The organism is Klebsiella sp. w6, assembly GCF_033100215.1.
Lineage (GTDB): Bacteria > Pseudomonadota > Gammaproteobacteria > Enterobacterales > Enterobacteriaceae > Klebsiella > Klebsiella variicola.
This window is the reverse complement of sequence record NZ_CP136907.1, coordinates 1-20,861: the sequence shown is the minus strand read 5'-3', so window position 1 is coordinate 20,861 and position 20,861 is coordinate 1. Positions and strand designations below refer to the sequence as shown.

Sequence of the window (20,861 nt, the reverse complement as noted above, 5' to 3'; positions counted from 1 at the left end):
CAAAGAGACGTATGATGAAACACGCTGACCTGACCACCTTAACCGCGACCTTCCCGCTTGTGCAGGATCTGATCGCCCTGAAAGAAACCACCTGGTTTAACCCGGCCACCACCACCCTTGCGCAAGGGTTACCTTACGTCGGTCTGACCGCCGACGATGTGCAAGACGCCCATGCCCGCCTTCAGCGCTTCGCGCCCTATCTGGCGGAAGCTTTCCCGGAAACGGCCGCCAGCGGCGGGATTATCGAATCGGAAGTGGTTGCCATTCCGGCAATGAAACGCAGCCTTGAGCAAAAGTTCGGCCAGCCGATTAGCGGCGATCTGCTGCTGAAAAAAGACAGCCACCTGCCGATTTCGGGTTCCATTAAGGCGCGTGGCGGGATTTATGAAGTGCTGACCCATGCGGAAAAGCTGGCGCTGGAGGCCGGACTGCTCACCACCGCAGATGATTATCGCAAATTGCTGACACCGGAATTTAAACAGTTCTTCAGCCAGTACAGCATCGCTGTCGGCTCCACCGGCAACCTCGGGATGTCGATCGGCATCATGAGCGCGCGCATCGGCTTTAAGGTTACGGTACATATGTCGGCGGATGCCCGGGCGTGGAAAAAAGCCAAACTGCGCAGCCACGGCGTGACGGTCGTTGAGTACGAAGAGGACTACGGCGTCGCCGTCGAACAGGGGCGCAAGGCAGCGGAATCCGACCCGAACTGCTTTTTCATTGATGATGAAAACTCGCGCACGCTGTTCCTCGGCTATGCCGTAGCCGGCGAGCGCCTGAAGGCGCAGTTTGCCAAAGCAGGGCGCGTGGTCGATGCCGATCACCCGCTGTTCGTCTACCTGCCGTGCGGCGTTGGCGGCGGCCCCGGCGGCGTGGCATTCGGCCTGAAGCTGGCCTTCGGCGACCACGTTCACTGCCTGTTCGCCGAACCGACCCACTCGCCCTGCATGCTGCTCGGCGTCTATACCGGGCTCCACGACCAGATAGCGGTGCAGGATTTAGGCATTGATAACCTGACCGCCGCCGACGGTCTGGCGGTCGGCCGGGCGTCCGGGTTCGTTGGCCGGGCAATGGAGCGCCTGCTCGACGGGTTCTATACCCTTGATGATCAGACGATGTACGACATGCTGGGCTGGCTGGCGACAGCGGAAAACATTCGCCTTGAACCGTCCGCGCTGGCCGGAATGGCCGGGCCGCAGCGGGTCTGCGCCAGCCAGGCGTACCATCAGCTACAAGGTCTGAGTGAACAACAGCTGCAGCAGGCCACCCACCTGGTGTGGGCCACCGGCGGCGGCATGGTGCCGGAAGAGGAGATGGCGCAATATCTGGCGAAGGGGCGCTAATCTTCAGCGCAGCAGCGGCATCAGCGCCTCTGGCGGCCGCTGCTGTCGGCGCAGGTCCCGCATCACTCGCATATAGGGCCCGCTAAGATCGTAGAACTGCCGGTAACCCGCGCACAGCGGGTCTTCCTGTTCGCCGCAGCGGCACAGGCGCAACCACGGGCAGCCGTAGCAGGTACTGTTGGCCGCTGGCGCGCCTGGCTGGGTCAGCGTCTCGCCGCACCAGGCGCTCAGCGTCTCACTAAACAGCAAAATATGGATGCGCCCAATATCTTCCCGCACCCAGCGGTGAAAGACAGCACAGAGAAACTCCCCCCAGAGCGCGGCGTCGCCGGCCGCCAGCTGCGGAATAAAATGGATAGCGGTGAGCCCCTGTTGACGCAGTTGTGCATAGAACGCCTGCGGCTGATGGCAATGATGCGCCTCCACCACGACAGCCTGAAAGGGTGTGTCATGTTGCTGGCCGGGGGCATGAGTGAGAGGCAAATTCGCCGGACATCCTGTCATGACATATCCCTAATGAATAAAACGATCGGTTGAAGGTGAGTAACAGCAAACAGGAATGCCAGAGAAAGTACTGCGAGTGCGATCAAAAATTTGTCACGAACCGCCCGCGGCTGTAAAAAATCGCTATCGTCGACGTCCATCAGATGACGACGGCGGGTATAGCCCCAGAGGATCACCGCCACTATCGCCAACACGCCGATCGACAGCCAGAACGGCAGGCCGGCGCGGTGCCAACTGTGTTTAATCGCCAGCGCCATCAGCGCGCCATAGCCCAACAGAGTGCGAAACCAGGCCAGCGAGGTGCGCTCTGGCTGTAGTCCCGGATCGCCTTCCCGCCGCGCCCGGCGTTTATCCGCCATACACCACCAGCAGCATCACCGCGGCCACCACCGCCAACAGCAGGATGCTAATCACCAGCAGCGTGCGGGTATAGGGAAGGTCCTGTTTCAGACGCATCGCTTTCTCGTTATTCAGCCAGCGCAGATAGCCATAGATGGCCATGCCGCCGGCAAAGAGACACAGCAGCAGGGCAAGAATTTCACGGATCAGCGGCGTGGCAAAGTCCGGCGCTAACTGGTCAAGGCCGACGCCGGCGGCGAGAAAACCGAGCGCCGTGCGGATCCACGCCAGAAAGGTGCGTTCGTTAGCCAGCGAAAAGCGGTAATCCGGCGCTTCGCCGAGGCGGGAGATTTTCATTACAGTTCCTTGTTCATCGCGCTGCAGGCTTCAGCATAGCGTAAATCAGGAACCGGGGAGAAGAACCGGCGCCCCGCGGGCGCCGGTCAAACAGCGGGGATTAATGCAGCTCAGGCCAGTAATCTTTGTTGGCCGCAATCAGGTCGTCGAGGATCGCTTTCGCCACCGAGGCGCTCGGTACGGTTTTCGACAGGGTAATCGCCTGCCACAGCTTGTGGTAAGAGCGTTGTTCCCAGGCATCGACCACCAGTTTTTCCACTGCCACCTGCTGGCTCATCATCCCTTTCTGGAAGTGCGGGATGTCGCCGACCGTCAGCGGTTCCGGTCCGTTATGACCCACCAGGCACGGGATCTCCACCATCGCGTCAGCGTCAAAGTTATGGATCGCGCCGTTGTTTGGCACAATCAGCAGCATCCTTTCCTGCGTGTTAAAGGCGATGGCCGTCGCCAGATCGACGATATACGACGCATGCTCGTCAATCTCCAGATCGCCAGCGGTGGATTTCCCGGCGGCAATAATCGCCCGGCAGGCGCTGAAGACGTTTTTCTCCCGATGATCCATCACCTCATTGGCGCGGGTACGCTCCGGGTTGGAGTGAGCCACCACGTAGTCCGGGAACAGGTAATATTTCAGGTAGGTGTTCGGCATGGTCTGCGGATCCAGCGCCTGCACGTCTTTCGCTTTAGCAAAGGTATCGTTCCAGCTGGCCTCGGTGTGCGGATCGTTAGAGGGCGGCACATAGCCATATTTCGCCACATATTCACGCAGTTTCGGCATCAAATCGTTGCCGTCGAGGTCCTCAATCGATGTCCACCAGCCGAAGTGATTGAGGCCGTAGTAGCGCACGCGCATCTGTTTGCGATCTTTGAGGCCGACAATCTGTGCCATCCGCCCTTCAATGCCGATCGGCATATCGCAGATATTGAGGATTTTGGCGTTCGGCCGCAGACGTCGGGTGGCTTCCGCCACAATCGCCGCCGGGTTGGAGTAGTTAAGCATCCAGGCGTTCGGCGAATATTTTTCCATATAATCCACCAGCTCCAGCACGCCGCCGATAGAGCGCATACCGTAGGCGATCCCCCCCGGACCGCAGGTCTCCTGGCCCAGCACGCCGTGGCGCAGCGGGATTTTCTCATCCTGTTCACGCATCGGATATTTACCGACGCGGATATGTGCCATGACGAAATCAACATCGGTAAACGCCGCCTGCGGATCGGTGGTATAGCTGAATTCAATCTCCGGCGCCTGCTCTTTGAGGATCACTTTGCACGCCTCGGCGATGGTCTCCTGACGCGCGCCGTCGTTGTCGTAAAATTTCAGCGACCGCAACGGAAAACGATCCTGGTTTGCCAGCAGCATCAGAACAATGCCCGGGGTGAAGGTGCTGCCGCCGCCTGCGATAACAACTGAGAATTTTTTCATGATACTGCCTCCGTCATGGTGGTATGTTCGGTCGAAAGAGAATCTTTCATCAGGTTTTCCAGCTGGTCGCGCACCTGGGGAACGTGCAGGCCGACGATGACCTGAATCCCGTTGCCGCGGCGTACTACCCCGTGGGCGCCCAGCGCTTTAAAGACGTCGTCACTTTGCGTTTTCGCCATATCGACCAGCGCGATGCGCAGTCGGGTGGCGCAGTTGTTGATGCTTTCAATGTTGTCGGCGCCGCCGAGGGCCTGCAGGAAGCCAGCGGCCTGACCCAGCCGGGTCTCTGGCGCGGCGGCAGCCGTGGTTTTACCTCGTGCCGCCTGGTAATCGGCCTTGCTGTAGAGCTTGATTTCGCTCTCTTCCCGGCCAGGCGTCTTCAGGTTCAGACGCAGGATCAGGGTGCGGAAGACCACGAAGTAGAGGGCGGTGAAACAGAGGCCGATGCCTATCTGAATGAACATCATCGAGGCGTGGTGATGGAACATCGGGATCCAGTTTTGCGGCAAGAATTGATCGAGCAGGCCGCCGCCGAAATTGCCCACCACGCCGCAGATGTACATCACCGTCGCCATGGTCGCCGCCAGCACCGCGTGAACGGCGAACAGCAGCGGCGAGATGAACAGGAAGGTGAACTCCAGCGGTTCGGTGATCCCGACCAGCATCGCGGTCAGGGTGGCAGGGATCAGCAGGCCAGCGACCTTGACGCGGTTTTCCGGCGCGGCGGTGAAGTAGAGCGCCAGCGCAATCCCCACCGAACCAAACACTTTCGAGTTACCGTGCAGGGCAAAGCCGCCCTCCGGGAACAGCGTCTTCAGCGGTTCCGTACTCTGACTAAACGCCTGCAGATGCTCCGCCCAGTAGACCTGCAGACCGCCCTCCACCACCGCCGGGCCAAAGATGAACGGGCCATAGACGAAGTGGTGCAGACCGGTGGGGATCAGAATGCGCTCAAGGAAGATGTAGACCCACACCCCAAGCGCCCCGGCTGAGCGCAGGAAGGCCTGCAGCGATTCAATGCCCAGCTGAACCTTTGGCCAGCCGAGCAGGGTCAACCAGGCGCAGGGGATCATCGCGAGGAAGGCGACAATGACCACAAACGATGATCCCTGAAAGATGCCGAGGAACACCGGCAGGGGTTTATCGAAATAGCGATTGTGCAGGGCCGTCACCAGACCGGAGATGACGATGGCGCCGATAATGCTGGTGTCGAGGGTTTTGATCCCGGCAATCATCGTCAGGCCGCTGCCTGCCGTGGGTTCAACGGAAAAGTCGACGCCGAAGAAGTGGCCCCAGGTCATCCCCATGGCGTTAATAAAGTAGTTCCAGGTGAGAAAACTCACCAGCACCGCCAGACAGGCCCGGCCCTGGGCCTGTTTCGCCAGGCCGATCGGCAGACCGACGGCGAAAATCAGCGGCATATTACGAAAGACGGTCCAGCCGCCCTCTTCAATGATGTGAACGATCTGGGCAAACAGGCTGTCGGGTGCGGTCAGCGCTTCGCCGACGAACATCGGGTTGCGCAGCATGATGGCGATACCGACCACGATCCCGGCAAAAGGAAACAACAAAACCGGAGTAAACATGGCGCCGCCAAAGCGTTGTATTTGACTGAGCATTTGAAAATCCTCATGTAACAACTCGTAGGGTGAGTGGCCTTCTTTTTCTTGATTACCGGCCTGACTCGAGAATAGAAATTTGCCCGTCCGACAACATGCCGCGCCGTTGCGATTCGTGATCCCATTCATGGTTTTAATTTGGCCAAAGTCGTCTACTTCGATAACCAAAGTTAGACATCGATAAGTCAGACAGTGGAATTAACGAAATGAATGAGTATTAATTACTTGTAATAAATCTATTTTTTTAACGAAAAGAGAAGACAGCGACATTCCACTTTCCTGCACAAGAGGACTACTGGTGATCTACAAATCCATTGCTGACCGCCTGCGGCTGCGGCTGAATTCCGCCGACTTCGCCATCGGTAGCCCGCTACCGGGAGAGAAAAAACTGGCCGAGGAGTTCGGGGTGGCGCGCATGACTATCCGCAAAGCCATCGACCTGCTGGTGGACTGGGGATTGGTTGTGCGTCGCCACGGCTCGGGGACGTTCGTGGCGCGTAAGGACGTCCATCATGAAACCAGCAATCTCACTGGCCTGGCGGAAGTGCTGCGCAAGCAGGGTAAAGAGGTGGTGAGTCAGGTGCTGGCCTTCGAGGTGATGCCTGCTCCGCCGGCCATCGCCAGCCTGCTGCGGATTAAAATTGATGAACGGATCTACTTCTCACGGCGGGTGCGCTACGTCGATGGCAAGCCGCTGATGCTGGAGGATAGCTATATGCCAGTGAAGCTGTTCCGCAACCTGTCGCTGAGCCATCTGGAGGGTTCGAAATTTGATTATATTGAGAAGGAGTGCGGGATCATCATCAGCGGGAATTATGAAACGCTGACGCCAGTGCTGGCGGACAAGCAGCTGGCGCGCTCAATGAATGTCCCTGAGCAGACGCCGCTGCTGCGTATTACCTCCCTTTCCTACAGCGACAGCGGCGAGTTTCTTAACTATTCCGTCATGTTCCGCAACGCCAGCGAGTATCAGGTGGATTACCACCTGCGCCGCGTCCAGGCGCAAAGCCCGCTAGCTCAGCCCCCAGAACAGCACGGCGAGTAGCTGCGGGGTGATAATCCGCAGGAACATCACCAGCGGATAGACGGTGGCGTAAGAGAGCGCCGCCGCGCCGCTGGTGGCGTGCAGATTGTTGGCGAAGGCCAGCGCCGGTGGGTCAGTCATGGAGCCGGCCAGCATGCCGCACAGCGTCAGATAGTTCATTTTCGCCAGCATGCGCGCGAGAATGCCTACCGTTAGCAGCGGAATGGCGGTGATGAAAATGCCGTAGGCGATCCAGCTCAGGCCCTCGCCCTGGGTCAGAGTGGCGACAAAGTCGCCCCCCGATTTTAGCCCGACCACCGCCAGAAACAGCACGATCCCCAGCTCGCGCAGCGCCAGGTTGGCGCTCGGCGGCATAAACCAGTACAGCTTGCCGATGCTGCCGATACGCCCGAGGATCAGCGCCATAATCAGCGGCCCACCGGCCAGCCCCAGCTTCAGTGCGGCAGGAAAGCCGGGAATAAACAACGGGATAGACCCCAGCAGTACCCCGAGTCCGATGCCGATAAACACCGGCAGCATCTGGACCTGCTGCAGCTTCTGCTGAGCGTTACCCAGTTCGGCGGCCACGGCGTCAATCGCCTCCTGACGACCGACCAGGTTGAGGATGTCACCAAACTGCAGGCTGGCGCTGCTGCTGGCCACCAGCTCGACGCCAGCGCGATTCAGCCGGGAGATCACCACGTCATAGCGCTGTTTGACGTGCAGATCGCGTATTTTCTTCCCCAGCACTTTTTCGTTAGTGACCACCACCCGCTCGACTTTCAGATCGGTGCCGCGCGTCGACAGCGAGGTGGCCACCTCCTGGCCAATCACCAGCTGCGCATTGTGCAGATCCTCAGGTCGCCCCACCAGGTGCAACAGGTCGCCCGCCTGAATAAGGGTGCCCGGCGCAGGTACCATCAACAGCTCACCGCGCTTCAGCCGCGAACAGACGATGTTGTCGCTATTGAGCATCGGCACATCCTGAATCGCCATCTGGTTGAGGTTGGGGTTCTCCACCCGCACGTTAATGGTGTGCAAATTCGCGTGGCCGTTGCCGCTGCTCTCCTCAAACCGCTGGGCCTCTTTCTCCACATTGATGCGGAAGAACAGGCGCACCAGCCACATGGTCAGCAGAATGCCGCAGATGCCGAACGGATACGCCATCGCGTAACTCATCCCCATCTGATCGACCACCTCGAACGGTACGCCGAGATCGCGGAGAATTTGCTGCCCGGCCCCCAGCGCTGGCGTGTTGGTCACCGCACCGGAGAAGATACCGAGCACCACCGGGAGAGGAATATCGAACAGTTTATGCAGCACCGCGGTCACCAGGCCGCCGAGGATAACAATAAGGATAGCGAACAGATTGAGCCGCAGGCCTGAGACCCGCAGCGAGGCGAAAAAGCCCGGCCCCACCTGAATACCGATGGTGTAGACGAACAGGATCAAGCCGAATTCCTGAATAAAATGCAGCATCGGGCTGCTGAGGGCGACACCCGCCTGATCGACAAAGTGGCCGACAATAATCCCGCCAAACAGGACACCGCCAATGCCAAAGCCGACGCCGCGGATTTTGACATTGCCGATCCACAACCCCACTACCGCCACCAGCGCCAGCACGCTGACCGTCAATGCTATCTCACTCATGGTATCGTCCCTGTGAATAACACCATTAACTACAGGGATTATGACCGCTGCCAGACGGGTTGTATGCCGCCTGGCGCACAATACCAGCAAACAGACCGGCACAAAAAAGCCCCGAAAAACGGGGCCTTATCAGTAGGTTACTTTATTAGCTATTTAGCGCCGGTCGTTCGCTGATGGCGATACGCTGCGGGGCAATCTGCTCAGGCTCATTGCGGGTCAGATCGATATGCAGCAGGCCATTGGTGAAGGTCGCGCCAGAGACCTCCATGTTGTCGGCGAGGGTGAAGCTCAGGCTGAAGGCCTGGCTCACCAGCCCCTGGTGCAGCCATGTGGTCTCTTTTTCCGGCTGCTGCGGCGTGCCTTTCACCACCAGACGGGTGCCTTCCAGTTGAATATCCAAATCTTCCTGACGGAAACCGGCCAGCGCAAGGGTAATGCGATAGTGGTTATCGTCGCTTTTTTCGATGTTATAGGGCGGGAAGCTCTGGCTTTCACCGGCGGTTTGCAGGGCGTTGGCCAGTTTGTCAAAACCGATCCATTGACGCAGCAGGGGGGATAAATCGTAGTTACGCATAGTGTTTTCTCCTTCTAAGAAGCGAGTGGATACCTGCGAATTCTGTAAATTCGCATCTGCTCCCTGACGGCGAGCAGGTTGTGACATCAGGCCGCCACGCGGCCTGAAACGGACAATTAGTTGATTTCGATGCGGCGCGGCTTGTTCGCTTCCGGGATCACGCGTTCCAGATCGATATACAGCAGGCCGTTCACCAGGTTGGCGCCGCGGACGTGAATATTTTCCGCCAGCTGGAATTTGCGCTCGAAGTTGCGCTCGGCGATCCCCTGATACAGGTAGGTCCGCTCTTTCTGCTCGGCGGCGTGGGCGCCTTTGACGATCAGCAGATTGTCCTGGGCCGTGATCTCCAGCTCGCTTTCAGCAAAGCCAGCCACCGCGATAGCGATGCGATAGTGGTTTTCGTCTACCAGCTCGACGTTATACGGAGGGTAGCCGCCGTTGCTCTGACTTTGATTGTTTTCCAGCAGGTTGAACAGGCGGTCGAAACCAATGGCTGAACGATATAGCGGGGAGAGATCGAAGTTACGCATAGTAAATAGCTCCTGAAAATCAGCGAGAATCAAATGACCTTCCATCGTGGACAGGCCGCGGTAATCCGGAATACCCCTCAGGCGTATTCTCAGTGGGTTACACCTATAAAATGGGTTTCTCCCCGTGCTTTTCAAGGGATTGAGGGCGAATTTTTTTGCAGTTTGCCGATGATTGCTTAGACTGGGGGGAGGAGCACAAAAAGCAAAGTGCGATGCCCGCCACAGTGCGGCGCAATAACGCTATGCATTCACGGGTTGGCCCGATATAACCGCTGAAGGTTATCTCAACGCCCGAAACGACGATGGAAGAACAATGAAAAGCAGACGACTGTTAAAGCTGGTCCTGTTCAGCGGGATAATAAGCCTGAGCGGTTGCTCCAGCGTAATGTCACATACCGGTGGCAAAGAGGGAACCTATCCGGGCACGCGATCCAGTGCGCAAACGCTGGGAGACAGCGATACCAACTGGGGTGTGAAATCACTGGTGGCGCTGGACATGCCGTTCACCGCCGTCATGGATACCCTGCTGCTGCCGTGGGATATGTTCCGCACCGACAGCTCAATCAAATCACGGGTCGAAAAAAGCGAGAAGGCCACGCTGGCGACCAACTCGGTGATACCGCCAGCGCCGATGCCTGCCCAGTAAGTTATCGTCCGGTCTGTGTGACCCACAGCTGGCGATAACCGTCCACCTCCTCCATCCAGGCAATCTGTTTACCGTCTGGCGAAAAGACGATCGCATCAGCCGAGGGCGCATGCGCATGCACCTTGGTTAAAAAGGTGATATCGCCTGTGCCGGCATGACAGCAGGCAATCCGATCCTCCAGCACAAAGCCCAGCCACTCTCCTGATGGATGCCAGTTAAACGCCGACTGGATACCCGACGCATGATACGTCAACTGACGCGGCTCGCCCCCCTGCGGTGAAATAAGCCACAGCTGCACCACGCCGGCGTCATCGCACATCAGAAAGGCTATCGCCGTCGCCTGGGGATTGGCGCGCACCCAGTGGCGCGGGACGTTCACCAGTCCCGGGTAGCGGCGATGGTGGGTGAAGGTCAAACGACGCTGACTGACGCCCGCCGGCGGCGCCGGCATTGTGGTTGCGGTACCGGCCAGCGGCCCCCCGCCAGGCTGCTTCCAGCCGGCTTCATCCTGCGGCAGATCGACAATAAACAGCTCAGGCACTTTATCGCCATTTTCCGCCAGGGTATCGCCAATAAACGCCAGCGCATGGTTCCCGACCCACCCCTCTTCATAGGCCCGATTAATCTCATCGCTGCCCGGCACGGGAGTCGGTGTCGTGCGGCTTACCAGCACGCACCAGTGGCTGCCGCTATATTCGCGCGGATGCTTTCCCTGCGGCGTCACCGGCCCATATGGCGCCGCCACACCGACGTTGCGCAAGTCCAGCGCCGGGTCGCGCTCGTGCAGCACGTGGTCGTTATAGGTAAAGCTGACGAACTGACCGTTGGGGCTATAGACATGGACGTGGCTGCCGCCGCGCAGCGCGCCGGGCGTGTAAGGGGCGGTAATGTCCATGGCGTCCAGATTCTCGACGGCCCCCTGAAAGGCCACCACCCCGCGGCGATGATGAAAATCATACTGCCACTGCGCATCCGGCTGCTCGGGGCCATGAATAAACACATAGCGCTCCTGGGTTGGATGCACGGTCACCACGCCAACGCGCGCGCCTTGCGTGGCATGATAGACGGTCTCCACAGTACCGCTGTTTACGTTCACTCGCTCAATGGTTTCGCCGGTAAACGACGCGCCGGACGGGCGGACGTCGAACACCAGCCACTGGCTGTCGGGGGTCCAGGTGCGGGTGTTAGTGAGCTGGTGGTTGCGAGGGGCAAAGGTAACTTGTTTCATGGCGTGCTGACCGGGCCGATATAAGAGTGGCGTTAGCATACCGCAATCCGCGCGGGGTTGAATGCCCGACAATGTGCTTAAAACGCTTCTCCAACCTGGAAATAGAACCCGCTGCTGCCTTTGCCGATGCCGTAATCAAGACGGATATTGACCCGCGGCTTGAACTCGAAACGATAGCCAACGCCGCCGGTAGGCAGCCAGCGGCCATTGTTCAGCGATGACAGCGACGGCCCCATGGTTCCCGCCCCGACCCAGGCCACAATCCCGTGCCGCCAGGTGAGCTGCCGACGGTATTCCAGTTGGCTGCTAACGACGTTTTTATCCCGGTAGCGCCCCTGATAGTAGCCGCGCATCCGCTCATCGCTGCCCAGCAGGGGCATCATGCTCCACGGTACATCCCCTTGGGTGAAGGCGCCATCGGCCTCCCAGGCGAGCACGCTTTTCTCGCTCAGGGCATGATAATGGCTATAGTGCAGCTGAAATTCATCAAAACGGGTATCGCTGCCTAACCCGGGGGCGTAATGGGTGTAGCGGAAGTTGGCATACTGGCCCCGGCGCGGGTTGGGGACAAAGTCGCGATCGTCCCTGTTGATATCGATGCTGGCGCCAGAGCTGAATACCGACGGTCCCTGTGGGGTACTTTCTATTTTCGGTAAATCGTCGTGGTCCATTTCATCGGCATTCTGCGTCGCCAGCGACCACCCCGCGCCGAGATAAACATTGTCGATCAGTTGCCGGTAGATTGTCGGGCGCAGGGTCAGCACCTGGGCGGTATATTTTTCCTTCTCGTTGTCTTTATCTCCGGCGTGAAAACCCTGCCCCCAGTAGTAAGTCGGGGTATTGGCCATCGACCCTTCAACAAATACGCGCCACAGATCGTTGTCGAAAAAGGCGTAGTTTTTCACGCTGAGGCCAAACGCGCCGGTGGAGCTGGCGTAGCCGCTGAGCGTCAGGGTGGAATTCTGGCTGGTGGTATCCTGCGGATCGGGGCGATACATGCCGACGACCGCGGTGCCGATGCCCAGCCCCAGCTCCGGCGTATAGAACGGACCGGGCATCACGCCCCAGTCGATGCCTTTGCTGGCGTCGAACTTATCGCTGGCGCCGAGATGCTGCAGCCAGCCGTCGATTTTCTCGCGGCTGAGCGTCTCGGCCTGGCTGCAGATCGGGTAGGTTAACAGCAGCAGAAAAAGGATAAACAGTCGGCTCAAAAGCGATACTCACCGGCGATAAAAAAACTGTTACGTTCGGCAAAGCCAAACTCGGTAGTAATATTGAAATGCTGCGTCAGCTCGTACTGCGCGCCCACCAGTACGTTCCACGGCGACTGTAAATGCTGTTTCACATCGAAGCGGCCGTTATTGTCCTGATTGGCCAGATTGACCATATTTTGCAGCATCGGCGACGGCATTGAGAGATCGTTGAGACTGCCCTTAAACTCCTGCTGTACGTCCTGATACATGCTGCCGACCCACAGGTTCAGCTTTCCGGCGGGGAGATGCAGCGTATCGACCGATGGCGTAGTGAAACGATAGCCTACGCGTGGCGAAAAGGTAAACGCGTCGATACTGCCGTCGAGGATATCAAAGCGCGTTTGCGTGTAGTTGGCGTCCAGCACGGTAAACCAGTTGCCGACGCCGCCCACCAGGGTGGTGCCCATCCCGTAGGTGGTGCCTTTAAAATCGAGGCGAAAGTCGAGATCCTGCATCCCCGGCAGGGGGACCACTTTACCATTCGGCCCCTTCAGGCCGACGGCAATCTGCGAAATCGAATGTCCTTCGGTGTGTCCGACGAGGCCATAAACGTTCATAAATGGCAGCAGCCAGGCATCCAGCTTAAGCGTCTCGGTTTTGCTGCTTTCCCGGGTATTACCGACGCCAATCTGGAAGGCGTTATCCAGCGAGACCGGCCCATTAGCGAAAATGTTATTCACGGCGTGTTTGCAGACAGGATCCTTACCGCAATCGATGTTACGGCCATCCAGCGACAGCCCGGTGAAGTTAATGCTGTCGACATTAATATTCTGCCGCATATCCATATAGTTCATGCTGACGCCGAACGGCAGCGGCAGGACGTAGCCGCGTTTTCTGGCCTCATCGCCTAAAAAAGGCAATATCGCGGTTGGTTCCGCTACTGCGGTCTCGGTTTTGACCGGCGCAGACAGATCCGCCGGTTCTGCGCCGTGATAGGCGTATACCGGCTCAAGCGGCGCCGTTGGTTCCGCGGCCACGCAAATCTGTACAGAGGCGAATGGCAGCGCAACCAACATCAAACGGTGGTATATATTCATGAAAATTATGATGTTAGTGAAGCATTGCGAAAAAGAGGGCGGGTAGCTTATAGAATCCCCTGTACGGAATAAGGGATTTAAATGCGGATTAACATCTGTTCATGAAAAAAGAGAAGATCGGCCCGGACAACGCCGGGCCTGAAGAACGCTTACGCTAAAACGTATTTTTCAATGGCGAAGGCGACGCCATCTTCGAGGTTAGATTTGGTGATGAAGTTCGCCGCTTCTTTGACCGCGGGAATGGCGTTATCCATCGCCACGCCGACGCCGGCAAACTCAATCATCGCGATATCATTTTCCTGATCGCCAATCGCCATAATCTCTTCCGGTTTGATACCCAGCGCATCGGCCAGGGACTTCACGCCAGTGCCTTTATTGACGCGTTTATCCAGAATTTCGAGGAAGTACGGCGCACTTTTCAGCACGGTGTACTTCTCTTTCACTTCCGCCGGGATACGGGCGATGGCCTTATCCAGGATCGCCGGCTCATCGATCATCATCACCTTCAGCAGCTGGATCTCAGGGTCCATTTTTTCCGCTTCACAGAACACCAGCGGGATGGTCGCCACGTAGGATTCGTGGACGGTGTAGTAGCTGATATCGCGGTTCGCGGTGTAGAGCGTGTTGCGATCGAGCGCGTGGAAGTGAGAGCCAACCTCGCGGGAGAGCTGCTCGAGGAAACGATAGTCGTCATAGCTTAGCGCGGTTTGCGCAACGGTACTGCCGTCACCGGCCTTCTGCACCAGCGCGCCATTGTAGGTAATGCAGTAATCACCCGGCTGCTCCATATGCAGCTCTTTCAGATAGCTGTGGACGCCAGCGTAAGGGCGACCAGTGGTCAGCACCACGTTGACACCCCGCTCGCGCGCCGCGGCAATGGCGGCTTTCACCGCAGGAGAGATGGTATGGTCTGGCAGCAGCAGCGTGCCGTCCATATCGATTGCAATCAGTTTAATAGCCATAGGATCCCCGGGTAAGATGAGTCTTCCCTCATGCTAACGCGATTCCGCTCAAAAAACAGTAAAAGTGTCGGGCAGAAAGGGGGATGGAAGCGGGGGCGAAGAATCCCCTTTTAGCAGCAAAAAAAAGCCCGGTCACGCGATGCGACCGGGCTTACACATCCTGTTGCCCCGGTAAAACGCGTTACCGGGAAATACGCAGCTTAAATATCGATATTCGCCGCTTTCAGGGCGTTCTCTTCGATAAAGGCGCGACGCGGCTCAACGGCATCGCCCATCAGGGTGGTGAACAGCTGGTCGGCAGCGATCGCATCCTTAACGGTTACGCGCAGCATGCGGCGGCTGTCCGGATCCATGGTGGTTTCCCACAGCTGATCCGGGTTCATCTCGCCCAGACCTTTATAGCGCTGGATGGAGAGACCGCGACGGGACTCCTTCACCAGCCAGTCGAGAGCCTGCTCGAAGCTGGCTACCGGCTGACGGCGTTCGCCGCGCTCGATGTAGGCATCTTCTTCCATCAGGCCGCGCAGTTTCTCGCCCAGGGTGCAGATACGGCGATATTCCGGCCCCATGATGAACTCGTTATCCAGCGGATAGTCGGTATCCACCCCGTGGGTACGGACGCGGATAATCGGCTCAAACTGCTGCAATTCACCGTTCTCGCGGACATCAAATTTCCACTGGCTGCCGTGCTGCTCTTTCTCATTCAGCTCGGAAACCAGGGTGTTCACCCAGCGGGTTACCTTCTGCTCGTCAGCCAGATCGGCCTCGGTCAGGGTCGGCTGATAGATAAGCTCTTTCAGCATCGCTTTCGGGAAGCGGCGCTCCATGCGGCCAATCATTTTCTGGGTGGCGTTGAACTCGGCAACCAGTTTTTCCAGCGGTTCGCCCGCCAGCGCCGGCGCATTGGCGTTGGTATGCAGGGTCGCACCGTCAAGAGCGATAGCGATCTGATACTGATCCATCGCTTCGTCGTCTTTAATGTACTGTTCCTGCTTGCCTTTCTTCACTTTGTACAGCGGCGGCTGGGCAATGTAGACATGGCCGCGTTCGACGATTTCCGGCATCTGACGGTAGAAGAAGGTCAACAGCAGGGTACGAATGTGCGAGCCGTCGACGTCCGCATCGGTCATGATGATGATGCTGTGATAGCGCAGTTTATCCGGGTTGTACTCATCGCGGCCGATGCCGCAGCCAAGGGCGGTGATCAGCGTCGCCACTTCCTGGGAAGAGAGCATTTTATCGAAGCGGGCTTTCTCAACGTTGAGGATTTTACCCTTCAGCGGCAGGATCGCCTGGTTCTTACGGTTACGACCCTGTTTAGCAGAGCCGCCCGCGGAGTCCCCTTCCACGAGGTACAGTTCAGACAGCGCCGGGTCGCGTTCCTGGCAATCCGCCAGTTTGCCCGGCAGGCCTGCCAGATCCAGCGCGCCTTTACGGCGGGTCATTTCACGGGCGCGACGTGCGGCCTCACGGGCGCGCGCGGCGTCAATAATTTTGCCGACCACGATTTTGGCATCGGATGGGTTTTCCAGCAGGTATTCGCTCAGCAGTTCGTTCATCTGCTGTTCTACCGCCGACTTCACCTCAGAGGAGACCAGTTTGTCTTTGGTCTGTGAGGAGAATTTCGGATCCGGCACTTTCACCGATACCACGGCGATCAGACCTTCACGCGCGTCGTCGCCGGTGGCGCTGACTTTCGCTTTTTTGCTGTAGCCTTCTTTATCCATGTAGGCGTTGAGGGTACGGGTCATCGCCGCGCGGAAGCCCGCCAGGTGAGTACCGCCGTCACGCTGTGGAATGTTGTTGGTAAAGCAGTAGATGTTTTCCTGGAAACCGTCGTTCCACTGCAGCGCCACTTCCACGCCGATACCGTCTTTTTCGGTGGAGAAATAGAAGATATTCGGATGGATCGGCGTTTTGTTCTTGTTGAGATACTCAACGAACGCCTTGATGCCGCCTTCGTAGTGGAAATGATCTTCTTTGCCGTCGCGCTTATCGCGCAGGCGGATAGAGACCCCTGAGTTCAGGAACGACAGCTCGCGCAGACGTTTCGCCAGGATGTCATATTCGAATTCAGTAACGTTGGTGAAGGTTTCATGGCTCGGCCAGAAACGCACCATGGTTCCGGTTTTATCGGTCTCGCCGGTCACCGCCAGCGGCGCCTGCGGTACACCGTGCACATAAATCTGTTTGTGGACTTTGTTATCGCGCTGGATAACCAGCTCCAGCTTCTGCGACAGGGCGTTAACCACCGAGACGCCTACGCCGTGCAGACCGCCGGACACTTTATAGGAGTTATCATCAAATTTACCGCCGGCGTGCAGGACGGTCATGATAACTTCCGCTGCGGAGACGCCCTCTTCCGGGTGAATGCCGGTTGGGATGCCGCGACCGTCATCCTGTACGGAGACGGAGTTATCGCTGTGGATAGTGACAACGATATCTTTGCAGTAACCCGCGAGCGCTTCGTCGATAGCGTTATCCACAACCTCGAATACCATGTGGTGCAGACCGGTGCCGTCATCCGTGTCGCCGATATACATACCCGGGCGCTTACGCACCGCATCCAGCCCTTTCAGGACTTTGATACTGGAGGAGTCATAAGAATTCGACATCAACGTTTCTCGCTCATTTAATCTTGGGTTAATCCGTTATTTTACCTTTTTCCACGCGGAACATCTTCGAATTTTTGTCCGACATGTCCATAACGTGTTCAGCGCTGATCGCGCTGACGAAAACCTGCGACTGCGTCGCTTTCAGGCGGCTGGATAACAGACCGCGGCGGGCATCATCAAGTTCCGAGGCAAAATCATCTATCAGGTACAGGCAGCGCCGCCCGCTGACGCGGGTGAGGAACTCACCTTGCGCCAGACGCAGGGCGCACATCAGCAGTTTAAGCTGCCCGCGCGACAAGGTATCTTCCACCGGCGCCCCGTCGGCGCGAATACGGAAATCCGCTTTATGCGGGCCGTGGGCGGTGTAGGTTAACATTCTGTCGCGCTCGAAATTCCGCTCCAGCACCTCCGCGTAGTCGGTCTCTTTTTCCCAACCGCGCTGGAAAGAGAAGGTGAGCGTGAATTCCGGTAAAAATTGCTGACAAGTATCCGCCATGTCTTCGACGATAGCGGCGCTGTATTCGGCACGCCAGCGGCTGATTTGTTCCGCCAGCGGAATGAGTTCCAGATCCCACGGTCGCAGCTGGGCATAGCGGCTGACCTGACGCAGCGCGGCGTTGCGCTGCTTGACCAGGCGCTTCAGGTTGCTCCAGGCGGTGAAGAATCCGGCTTCGTTATGAAAACATCCCCAATCGAGGAATGCTCTTCTATATTTGGGGCCGCCGTTGAGTAAAGTAAACCCCTCCGGCGTAATCAGCTGCATCGGCATCAGGTGCGCCAGCTCCGCCACTTTGTGGCCGTCGGTGCCGTCGATGCGCACCTTGCTGTCACCCTGTTTGTCTTTGGTCAGGCCGATGGCGGTTTCCCGCTCTTCGCCCTGCAGGCGGCCGTGCAGGACAAAAGCCTCCTGCTCGTGGCGGATCACCCGGCCAATTTGCAAACTACGAAACGCCCGGCCATGACCGAGCGTATAGATAGCTTCCAGCACGCTGGTTTTGCCGCTGCCGTTCGCGCCAACCAGGAAGTTAAAGCCGGGAGATAAAGCGAGATCCGCATTTTCAATATTGCGGAAGTCTTTGATGAGCAAGCGCGTCAGTGACATATCAGCGTTCTTTGGGCCAGGGCGTTATCGGCGCAGCCAGTTTCAACGCGGACTGCGCGCAGACCCTGGAGCGTACACGAAGTACGTGACAGGGGCGAGCACAGCCCAGGTTGAAAATGGCAAGTAAGATAGCCTGATATTTTCCACTACAATCTCATAGGCATGACGACATAGGCGGCGGATTGTGAAGCCGCATCCTCAATCTGCACGCTCGACACCGAATCCGTCAGCAGAATGCGCACATTCTCGCATTTCAGCGCATTGAGCACATCCAGCACGTAGCTAACGTTGAAGCCAATCTCCATCTCCGTTCCGGCGTAGGTCACGTCAAGGATCTCTTCCGCCTCTTCCTGCTCCGGGTTGTTAGCGGTGATTTTCAGCTGATTTTCGCTGACGTACAGCCGCACGCCGCGGAATTTCTCGTTCGAGAGGATTGCCGCGCGGGCGAAGGCCTGCTTGAGAATGTCACAGCCAGCATCGAGATGTTTATCCGGATTTTTCGGCAATACGCGGCGATAATCCGGGAAACGGCCATCAACCAGCTTCGACGTAAAGATAAAATCGCCCACATGAGCGCGGATATTGTTGCTGCCAATCTGCACGCGCAGCGGGGTATCGCCGCCGTCGAGCATCCGCATCAACTCAATCACCCCTTTACGCGGCACGATCACCGAATGGTTCGGCAACGACGCTTCCAGCGGCATCGAACAGACCGCCAGGCGGTGACCATCGGTGGCCACCGTGCGCAGTTCGCTGCCTTCGGTTTCAAACAGCATGCCGTTTAAGTAGTAACGAACATCCTGGTGCGCCATCGAGAACTGAGTGGCTTCGATCAGACGCTTCATGGTCGCCTGCGGCAGGGTAAATTCCACTTCGCTCTGCCAGTCATCCAGATTCGGGAAATCGGCAGCAGGCAGCGTCGACAGCGAGAAGCGGCTGCGGCCGGAACGCACCAGCATCCGATCGCCTTCCAGCTGAACCGCGATCTCCGCGCCTTCCGGCAGGCCGCGGCAGATATCAAAGAATTTCCGTGCCGGAACGGTCGTTGCGCCCGCTTCGTGCGGCTGAACCAGCGCCACGCGCGCCACCATCTCCATTTCAAGATCGGTACCGGTAAGCGACAGCGCGCCGTCCGCGACCTGAAGCAGCAGGTTACCGAGAATGGGCAGCGTCGGACGACCACCTAACGGACCGCTCACCTGTTGCAGCGGTTTTAATAAATGTTCACGTTCTACGGTAAATTTCATAGCGTCACGAGGATAATGTTCTGATTAAATTGGAAAAATCTTCTTTAATGTCGTGGCTTTCTTCACGCAACTGCTCAATCTTACGGCAGGCGTGCAGCACGGTGGTATGGTCGCGGCCGCCAAACGCATCGCCGATTTCCGGCAGGCTGTGGTTGGTCAGCTCTTTGGCCAGCGCCATCGCCATCTGGCGAGGACGCGCCACCGAACGGGAGCGGCGCTTGGACAGCAGATCCGCTACCTTAATCTTGTAGTACTCCGCCACCGTCTTTTGAATATTGTCGATGGTGACCAGTTTTTCCTGCAGCGCCAACAGATCGCGCAGCGCTTCGCGCACGAAATCGATGGTGATCGCCCGGCCGGTGAAGTTGGCGTTGGCGATAACGCGGTTCAGCGCCCCCTCCAGCTCACGCACGTTTGAGCGCAGTCGCTTGGCAATAAAGAACGCCACTTCGCCCGGCAGGCGAATGTCGTTTTCATCGGCTTTTTTCATCAGGATCGCGACGCGGGTTTCCAGCTCCGGCGGCTCGATCGCCACCGTCAGACCCCAGCCGAAGCGGGATTTCAGACGATCTTCTACGCCGTTGATCTCTTTTGGATAACGATCCGACGTCAGGATGATCTGCTGATTACCTTCCAGCAGGGCATTGAAGGTGTGGAAAAACTCTTCCTGGGATCGCTCTTTATTAGCAAAGAACTGAATGTCATCGATCAGCAGGGCGTCAACGGATCGGTAGTAGCGTTTAAACTCTTCGATGGCGTTGTTTTGCAGCGCTTTGACCATGTCCTGGACGAAACGCTCGGAGTGCATATAGACCACTTTGGCGTTCGGCTTACGCGCCACAATGCCGTTACCCACCGCGTGCAACAGGTGGGTTTTCCCCAGACCGGTGCCGCCATAAAGGAACAGTGGGTTGTAGGCCCCGCCCGGGTTATCCGCCACCTGACGCGCCGCCGCGCGGGCCAGCTGGTTAGATTTACCTTCGACGAAGTTATCAAACGTGTGTTTCACGTTAACGTTAGAGCGGTAGGTCGGCTCCGCTGGCGCCGGGACATTATCCCAGCCTGGGCGCACGATCGTCGGCGCCACGCGCGCGGTCTGCACCTGCGCCGCCGGAATGGCCGCCGCAGCCGGGCTTACCGCTCCTTTCTGCAGCGAGCTGGCTGGCTTAGCACCCACCTCAAAACGCAGCTGCGGGGCATCAGCACCGCAAAAGTCATTGAGGAGTCCATTGATATTATTGAGGTATTTGTCCCTTACCCAGTCGAGCACAAAACGGTTTGGCGCATACAGTGCCAGCGTGTTATCGCTCAGTTCCGCCTGCAATGGGCGGATCCACATGCTGAATTCTGTGGCTGGTAACTCATCCTGCAATCGGGCAAGACACTGCTGCCAAAGCGAAAGTGACAC

19 protein-coding genes and 1 other annotated feature are annotated in these 20,861 nt (G+C 57.8%); of the genes, 3 read left to right on the top strand and 16 right to left on the bottom strand.

All coding sequences use genetic code 11. The annotated features are described in order from the left end of the window. The first annotated feature begins 14 nt into the window (after window positions 1-14). Window positions 15-1,343: a D-serine ammonia-lyase gene (dsdA, locus tag R0140_RS00095; protein WP_022064565.1), complete on the top strand. Its 1,329-nt coding sequence runs from the start codon at window positions 15-17 to the stop codon at window positions 1,341-1,343. A 3-nt stretch (window positions 1,344-1,346) separates the two neighbouring features. On the opposite strand, the gene R0140_RS00090 is transcribed toward dsdA, so the two are convergent. From R0140_RS00090 to R0140_RS00070, 5 genes are all read right to left on the bottom strand, one after another. Then, complete coding sequence (locus R0140_RS00090; RefSeq protein ID WP_032741475.1) at window positions 1,347-1,769, bottom strand: radical SAM protein; 423 nt, start codon at window positions 1,767-1,769, stop codon at window positions 1,347-1,349. Window positions 1,770-1,843: 74 nt separating this feature from the next. Beyond that, entirely contained in the window at window positions 1,844-2,206 is a 363-nt protein-coding gene (locus R0140_RS00085) for a DUF202 domain-containing protein (protein ID WP_008806755.1), read from the bottom strand. Then, window positions 2,196-2,543: a YidH family protein gene (locus tag R0140_RS00080; RefSeq protein ID WP_002923305.1), complete on the bottom strand. Its 348-nt coding sequence runs from the start codon at window positions 2,541-2,543 to the stop codon at window positions 2,196-2,198. Before R0140_RS00080 ends, R0140_RS00085 begins: the two co-directional genes overlap by 11 nt. 100 nt (window positions 2,544-2,643) lie before the next feature. Continuing rightward, the gene (locus R0140_RS00075; protein WP_008806754.1) at window positions 2,644-3,966 is read right to left on the bottom strand and encodes a 6-phospho-alpha-glucosidase; all 1,323 of its coding nucleotides are present in this window, start codon (window positions 3,964-3,966) and stop codon (window positions 2,644-2,646) included. Beyond that, window positions 3,963-5,585: an alpha-glucoside-specific PTS transporter subunit IIBC gene (locus tag R0140_RS00070; RefSeq protein ID WP_008806753.1), complete on the bottom strand. Its 1,623-nt coding sequence runs from the start codon at window positions 5,583-5,585 to the stop codon at window positions 3,963-3,965. The genes R0140_RS00075 and R0140_RS00070 overlap by 4 nt, the downstream gene beginning before the upstream one ends. 298 nt (window positions 5,586-5,883) lie before the next feature. Between R0140_RS00070 and R0140_RS00065 the strand changes: the two genes are divergently transcribed. Beyond that, entirely contained in the window at window positions 5,884-6,630 is a 747-nt protein-coding gene (locus R0140_RS00065; protein WP_008806752.1) for a GntR family transcriptional regulator, read from the top strand. Here the strand turns inward: R0140_RS00065 and R0140_RS00060 are convergent. From R0140_RS00060 to ibpA, 3 genes are all read right to left on the bottom strand, one after another. Continuing rightward, complete coding sequence (locus R0140_RS00060; protein ID WP_032736583.1) at window positions 6,598-8,259, bottom strand: putative transporter; 1,662 nt, start codon at window positions 8,257-8,259, stop codon at window positions 6,598-6,600. The genes R0140_RS00065 and R0140_RS00060 overlap by 33 nt on opposite strands. Window positions 8,260-8,404: 145 nt before the next feature. Continuing rightward, window positions 8,405-8,833 (bottom strand): small heat shock chaperone IbpB, encoded by a 429-nt coding sequence (ibpB, locus tag R0140_RS00055; RefSeq protein WP_008806750.1) that lies wholly within the window; start codon window positions 8,831-8,833, stop codon window positions 8,405-8,407. Between the two features lie 116 nt (window positions 8,834-8,949). Further along, on the bottom strand, window positions 8,950-9,363 hold the full coding sequence (ibpA, locus tag R0140_RS00050; protein WP_004151523.1) for a small heat shock chaperone IbpA: 414 nt from the start codon (window positions 9,361-9,363) through the stop codon (window positions 8,950-8,952). Then, window positions 9,357-9,432 (bottom strand) — a sequence feature (ROSE (Repression Of Heat Shock gene Expression) occurs in the 5'-region of heat shock genes and acts as an RNA thermometer to modulate expression.). Its footprint overlaps the gene before it by 7 nt. Window positions 9,433-9,676: 244 nt before the next feature. Between ibpA and R0140_RS00045 the strand changes: the two genes are divergently transcribed. Further along, a complete protein-coding gene (locus R0140_RS00045; protein ID WP_004151524.1) occupies window positions 9,677-10,009 on the top strand; it encodes a YceK/YidQ family lipoprotein in 333 nt (110 codons plus the stop codon). 1 nt (window position 10,010) lies between these two features. Here the strand turns inward: R0140_RS00045 and R0140_RS00040 are convergent, their stop codons facing one another. The 8 genes from R0140_RS00040 to dnaA all read right to left on the bottom strand — a co-directional run bounded on the left by R0140_RS00040 (window position 10,011) and on the right by dnaA (window position 20,861). Further along, window positions 10,011-11,237, bottom strand: coding sequence for a DUF3748 domain-containing protein (locus tag R0140_RS00040; protein ID WP_032741476.1), 1,227 nt, complete (start codon window positions 11,235-11,237; stop codon window positions 10,011-10,013). Window positions 11,238-11,314: 77 nt separating this feature from the next. Beyond that, window positions 11,315-12,448 (bottom strand): BamA/TamA family outer membrane protein, encoded by a 1,134-nt coding sequence (locus R0140_RS00035; protein ID WP_032741478.1) that lies wholly within the window; start codon window positions 12,446-12,448, stop codon window positions 11,315-11,317. Further along, window positions 12,445-13,527: a hypothetical protein gene (locus tag R0140_RS00030; RefSeq protein ID WP_075205764.1), complete on the bottom strand. Its 1,083-nt coding sequence runs from the start codon at window positions 13,525-13,527 to the stop codon at window positions 12,445-12,447. The genes R0140_RS00035 and R0140_RS00030 overlap by 4 nt, the downstream gene beginning before the upstream one ends. Window positions 13,528-13,676: 149 nt before the next feature. Continuing rightward, window positions 13,677-14,489 carry a sugar-phosphatase gene (yidA, locus tag R0140_RS00025; protein ID WP_008806746.1) on the bottom strand — a complete coding sequence of 271 codons (813 nt, stop codon included), beginning with the start codon at window positions 14,487-14,489 and terminating at the stop codon, window positions 13,677-13,679. Between the two features lie 200 nt (window positions 14,490-14,689). Beyond that, entirely contained in the window at window positions 14,690-17,104 is a 2,415-nt protein-coding gene (gyrB, locus tag R0140_RS00020; protein WP_012967008.1) for a DNA topoisomerase (ATP-hydrolyzing) subunit B, read from the bottom strand. Window positions 17,105-17,132: 28 nt separating this feature from the next. Beyond that, complete coding sequence (gene recF / locus R0140_RS00015) at window positions 17,133-18,206, bottom strand: DNA replication/repair protein RecF (RefSeq protein WP_012967007.1); 1,074 nt, start codon at window positions 18,204-18,206, stop codon at window positions 17,133-17,135. A gap of 146 nt (window positions 18,207-18,352) precedes the next feature. Beyond that, window positions 18,353-19,453, bottom strand: a complete 1,101-nt coding sequence (gene dnaN / locus R0140_RS00010; protein WP_008806743.1) for a DNA polymerase III subunit beta — start codon at window positions 19,451-19,453, stop codon at window positions 18,353-18,355. A gap of 4 nt (window positions 19,454-19,457) precedes the next feature. After that, window positions 19,458-20,861: a chromosomal replication initiator protein DnaA gene (gene dnaA, locus R0140_RS00005; protein WP_012540254.1), complete on the bottom strand. Its 1,404-nt coding sequence runs from the start codon at window positions 20,859-20,861 to the stop codon at window positions 19,458-19,460.

What these genes read in the sequence shown, in the direction of transcription:
- dsdA (WP_022064565.1), top strand. Translation starts at nt 15, where the DNA reads ATGAAACACGCTGACCTGACCACCTTAACCGCGACCTTCCCGCTTGTG.
- R0140_RS00085 (WP_008806755.1), bottom strand. Translation starts at nt 2,206, where the DNA reads ATGGCGGATAAACGCCGGGCGCGGCGGGAAGGCGATCCGGGACTACAG.
- R0140_RS00080 (WP_002923305.1), bottom strand. Translation starts at nt 2,543, where the DNA reads ATGAAAATCTCCCGCCTCGGCGAAGCGCCGGATTACCGCTTTTCGCTG.
- R0140_RS00075 (WP_008806754.1), bottom strand. Translation starts at nt 3,966, where the DNA reads ATGAAAAAATTCTCAGTTGTTATCGCAGGCGGCGGCAGCACCTTCACC.
- R0140_RS00070 (WP_008806753.1), bottom strand. Translation starts at nt 5,585, where the DNA reads ATGCTCAGTCAAATACAACGCTTTGGCGGCGCCATGTTTACTCCGGTT.
- R0140_RS00060 (WP_032736583.1), bottom strand. Translation starts at nt 8,259, where the DNA reads ATGAGTGAGATAGCATTGACGGTCAGCGTGCTGGCGCTGGTGGCGGTA.
- ibpB (WP_008806750.1), bottom strand. Translation starts at nt 8,833, where the DNA reads ATGCGTAACTACGATTTATCCCCCCTGCTGCGTCAATGGATCGGTTTT.
- ibpA (WP_004151523.1), bottom strand. Translation starts at nt 9,363, where the DNA reads ATGCGTAACTTCGATCTCTCCCCGCTATATCGTTCAGCCATTGGTTTC.
- R0140_RS00045 (WP_004151524.1), top strand. Translation starts at nt 9,677, where the DNA reads ATGAAAAGCAGACGACTGTTAAAGCTGGTCCTGTTCAGCGGGATAATA.
- R0140_RS00040 (WP_032741476.1), bottom strand. Translation starts at nt 11,237, where the DNA reads ATGAAACAAGTTACCTTTGCCCCTCGCAACCACCAGCTCACTAACACC.
- R0140_RS00030 (WP_075205764.1), bottom strand. Translation starts at nt 13,527, where the DNA reads ATGAATATATACCACCGTTTGATGTTGGTTGCGCTGCCATTCGCCTCT.
- yidA (WP_008806746.1), bottom strand. Translation starts at nt 14,489, where the DNA reads ATGGCTATTAAACTGATTGCAATCGATATGGACGGCACGCTGCTGCTG.
- gyrB (WP_012967008.1), bottom strand. Translation starts at nt 17,104, where the DNA reads ATGTCGAATTCTTATGACTCCTCCAGTATCAAAGTCCTGAAAGGGCTG.
- recF (WP_012967007.1), bottom strand. Translation starts at nt 18,206, where the DNA reads ATGTCACTGACGCGCTTGCTCATCAAAGACTTCCGCAATATTGAAAAT.
- dnaN (WP_008806743.1), bottom strand. Translation starts at nt 19,453, where the DNA reads ATGAAATTTACCGTAGAACGTGAACATTTATTAAAACCGCTGCAACAG.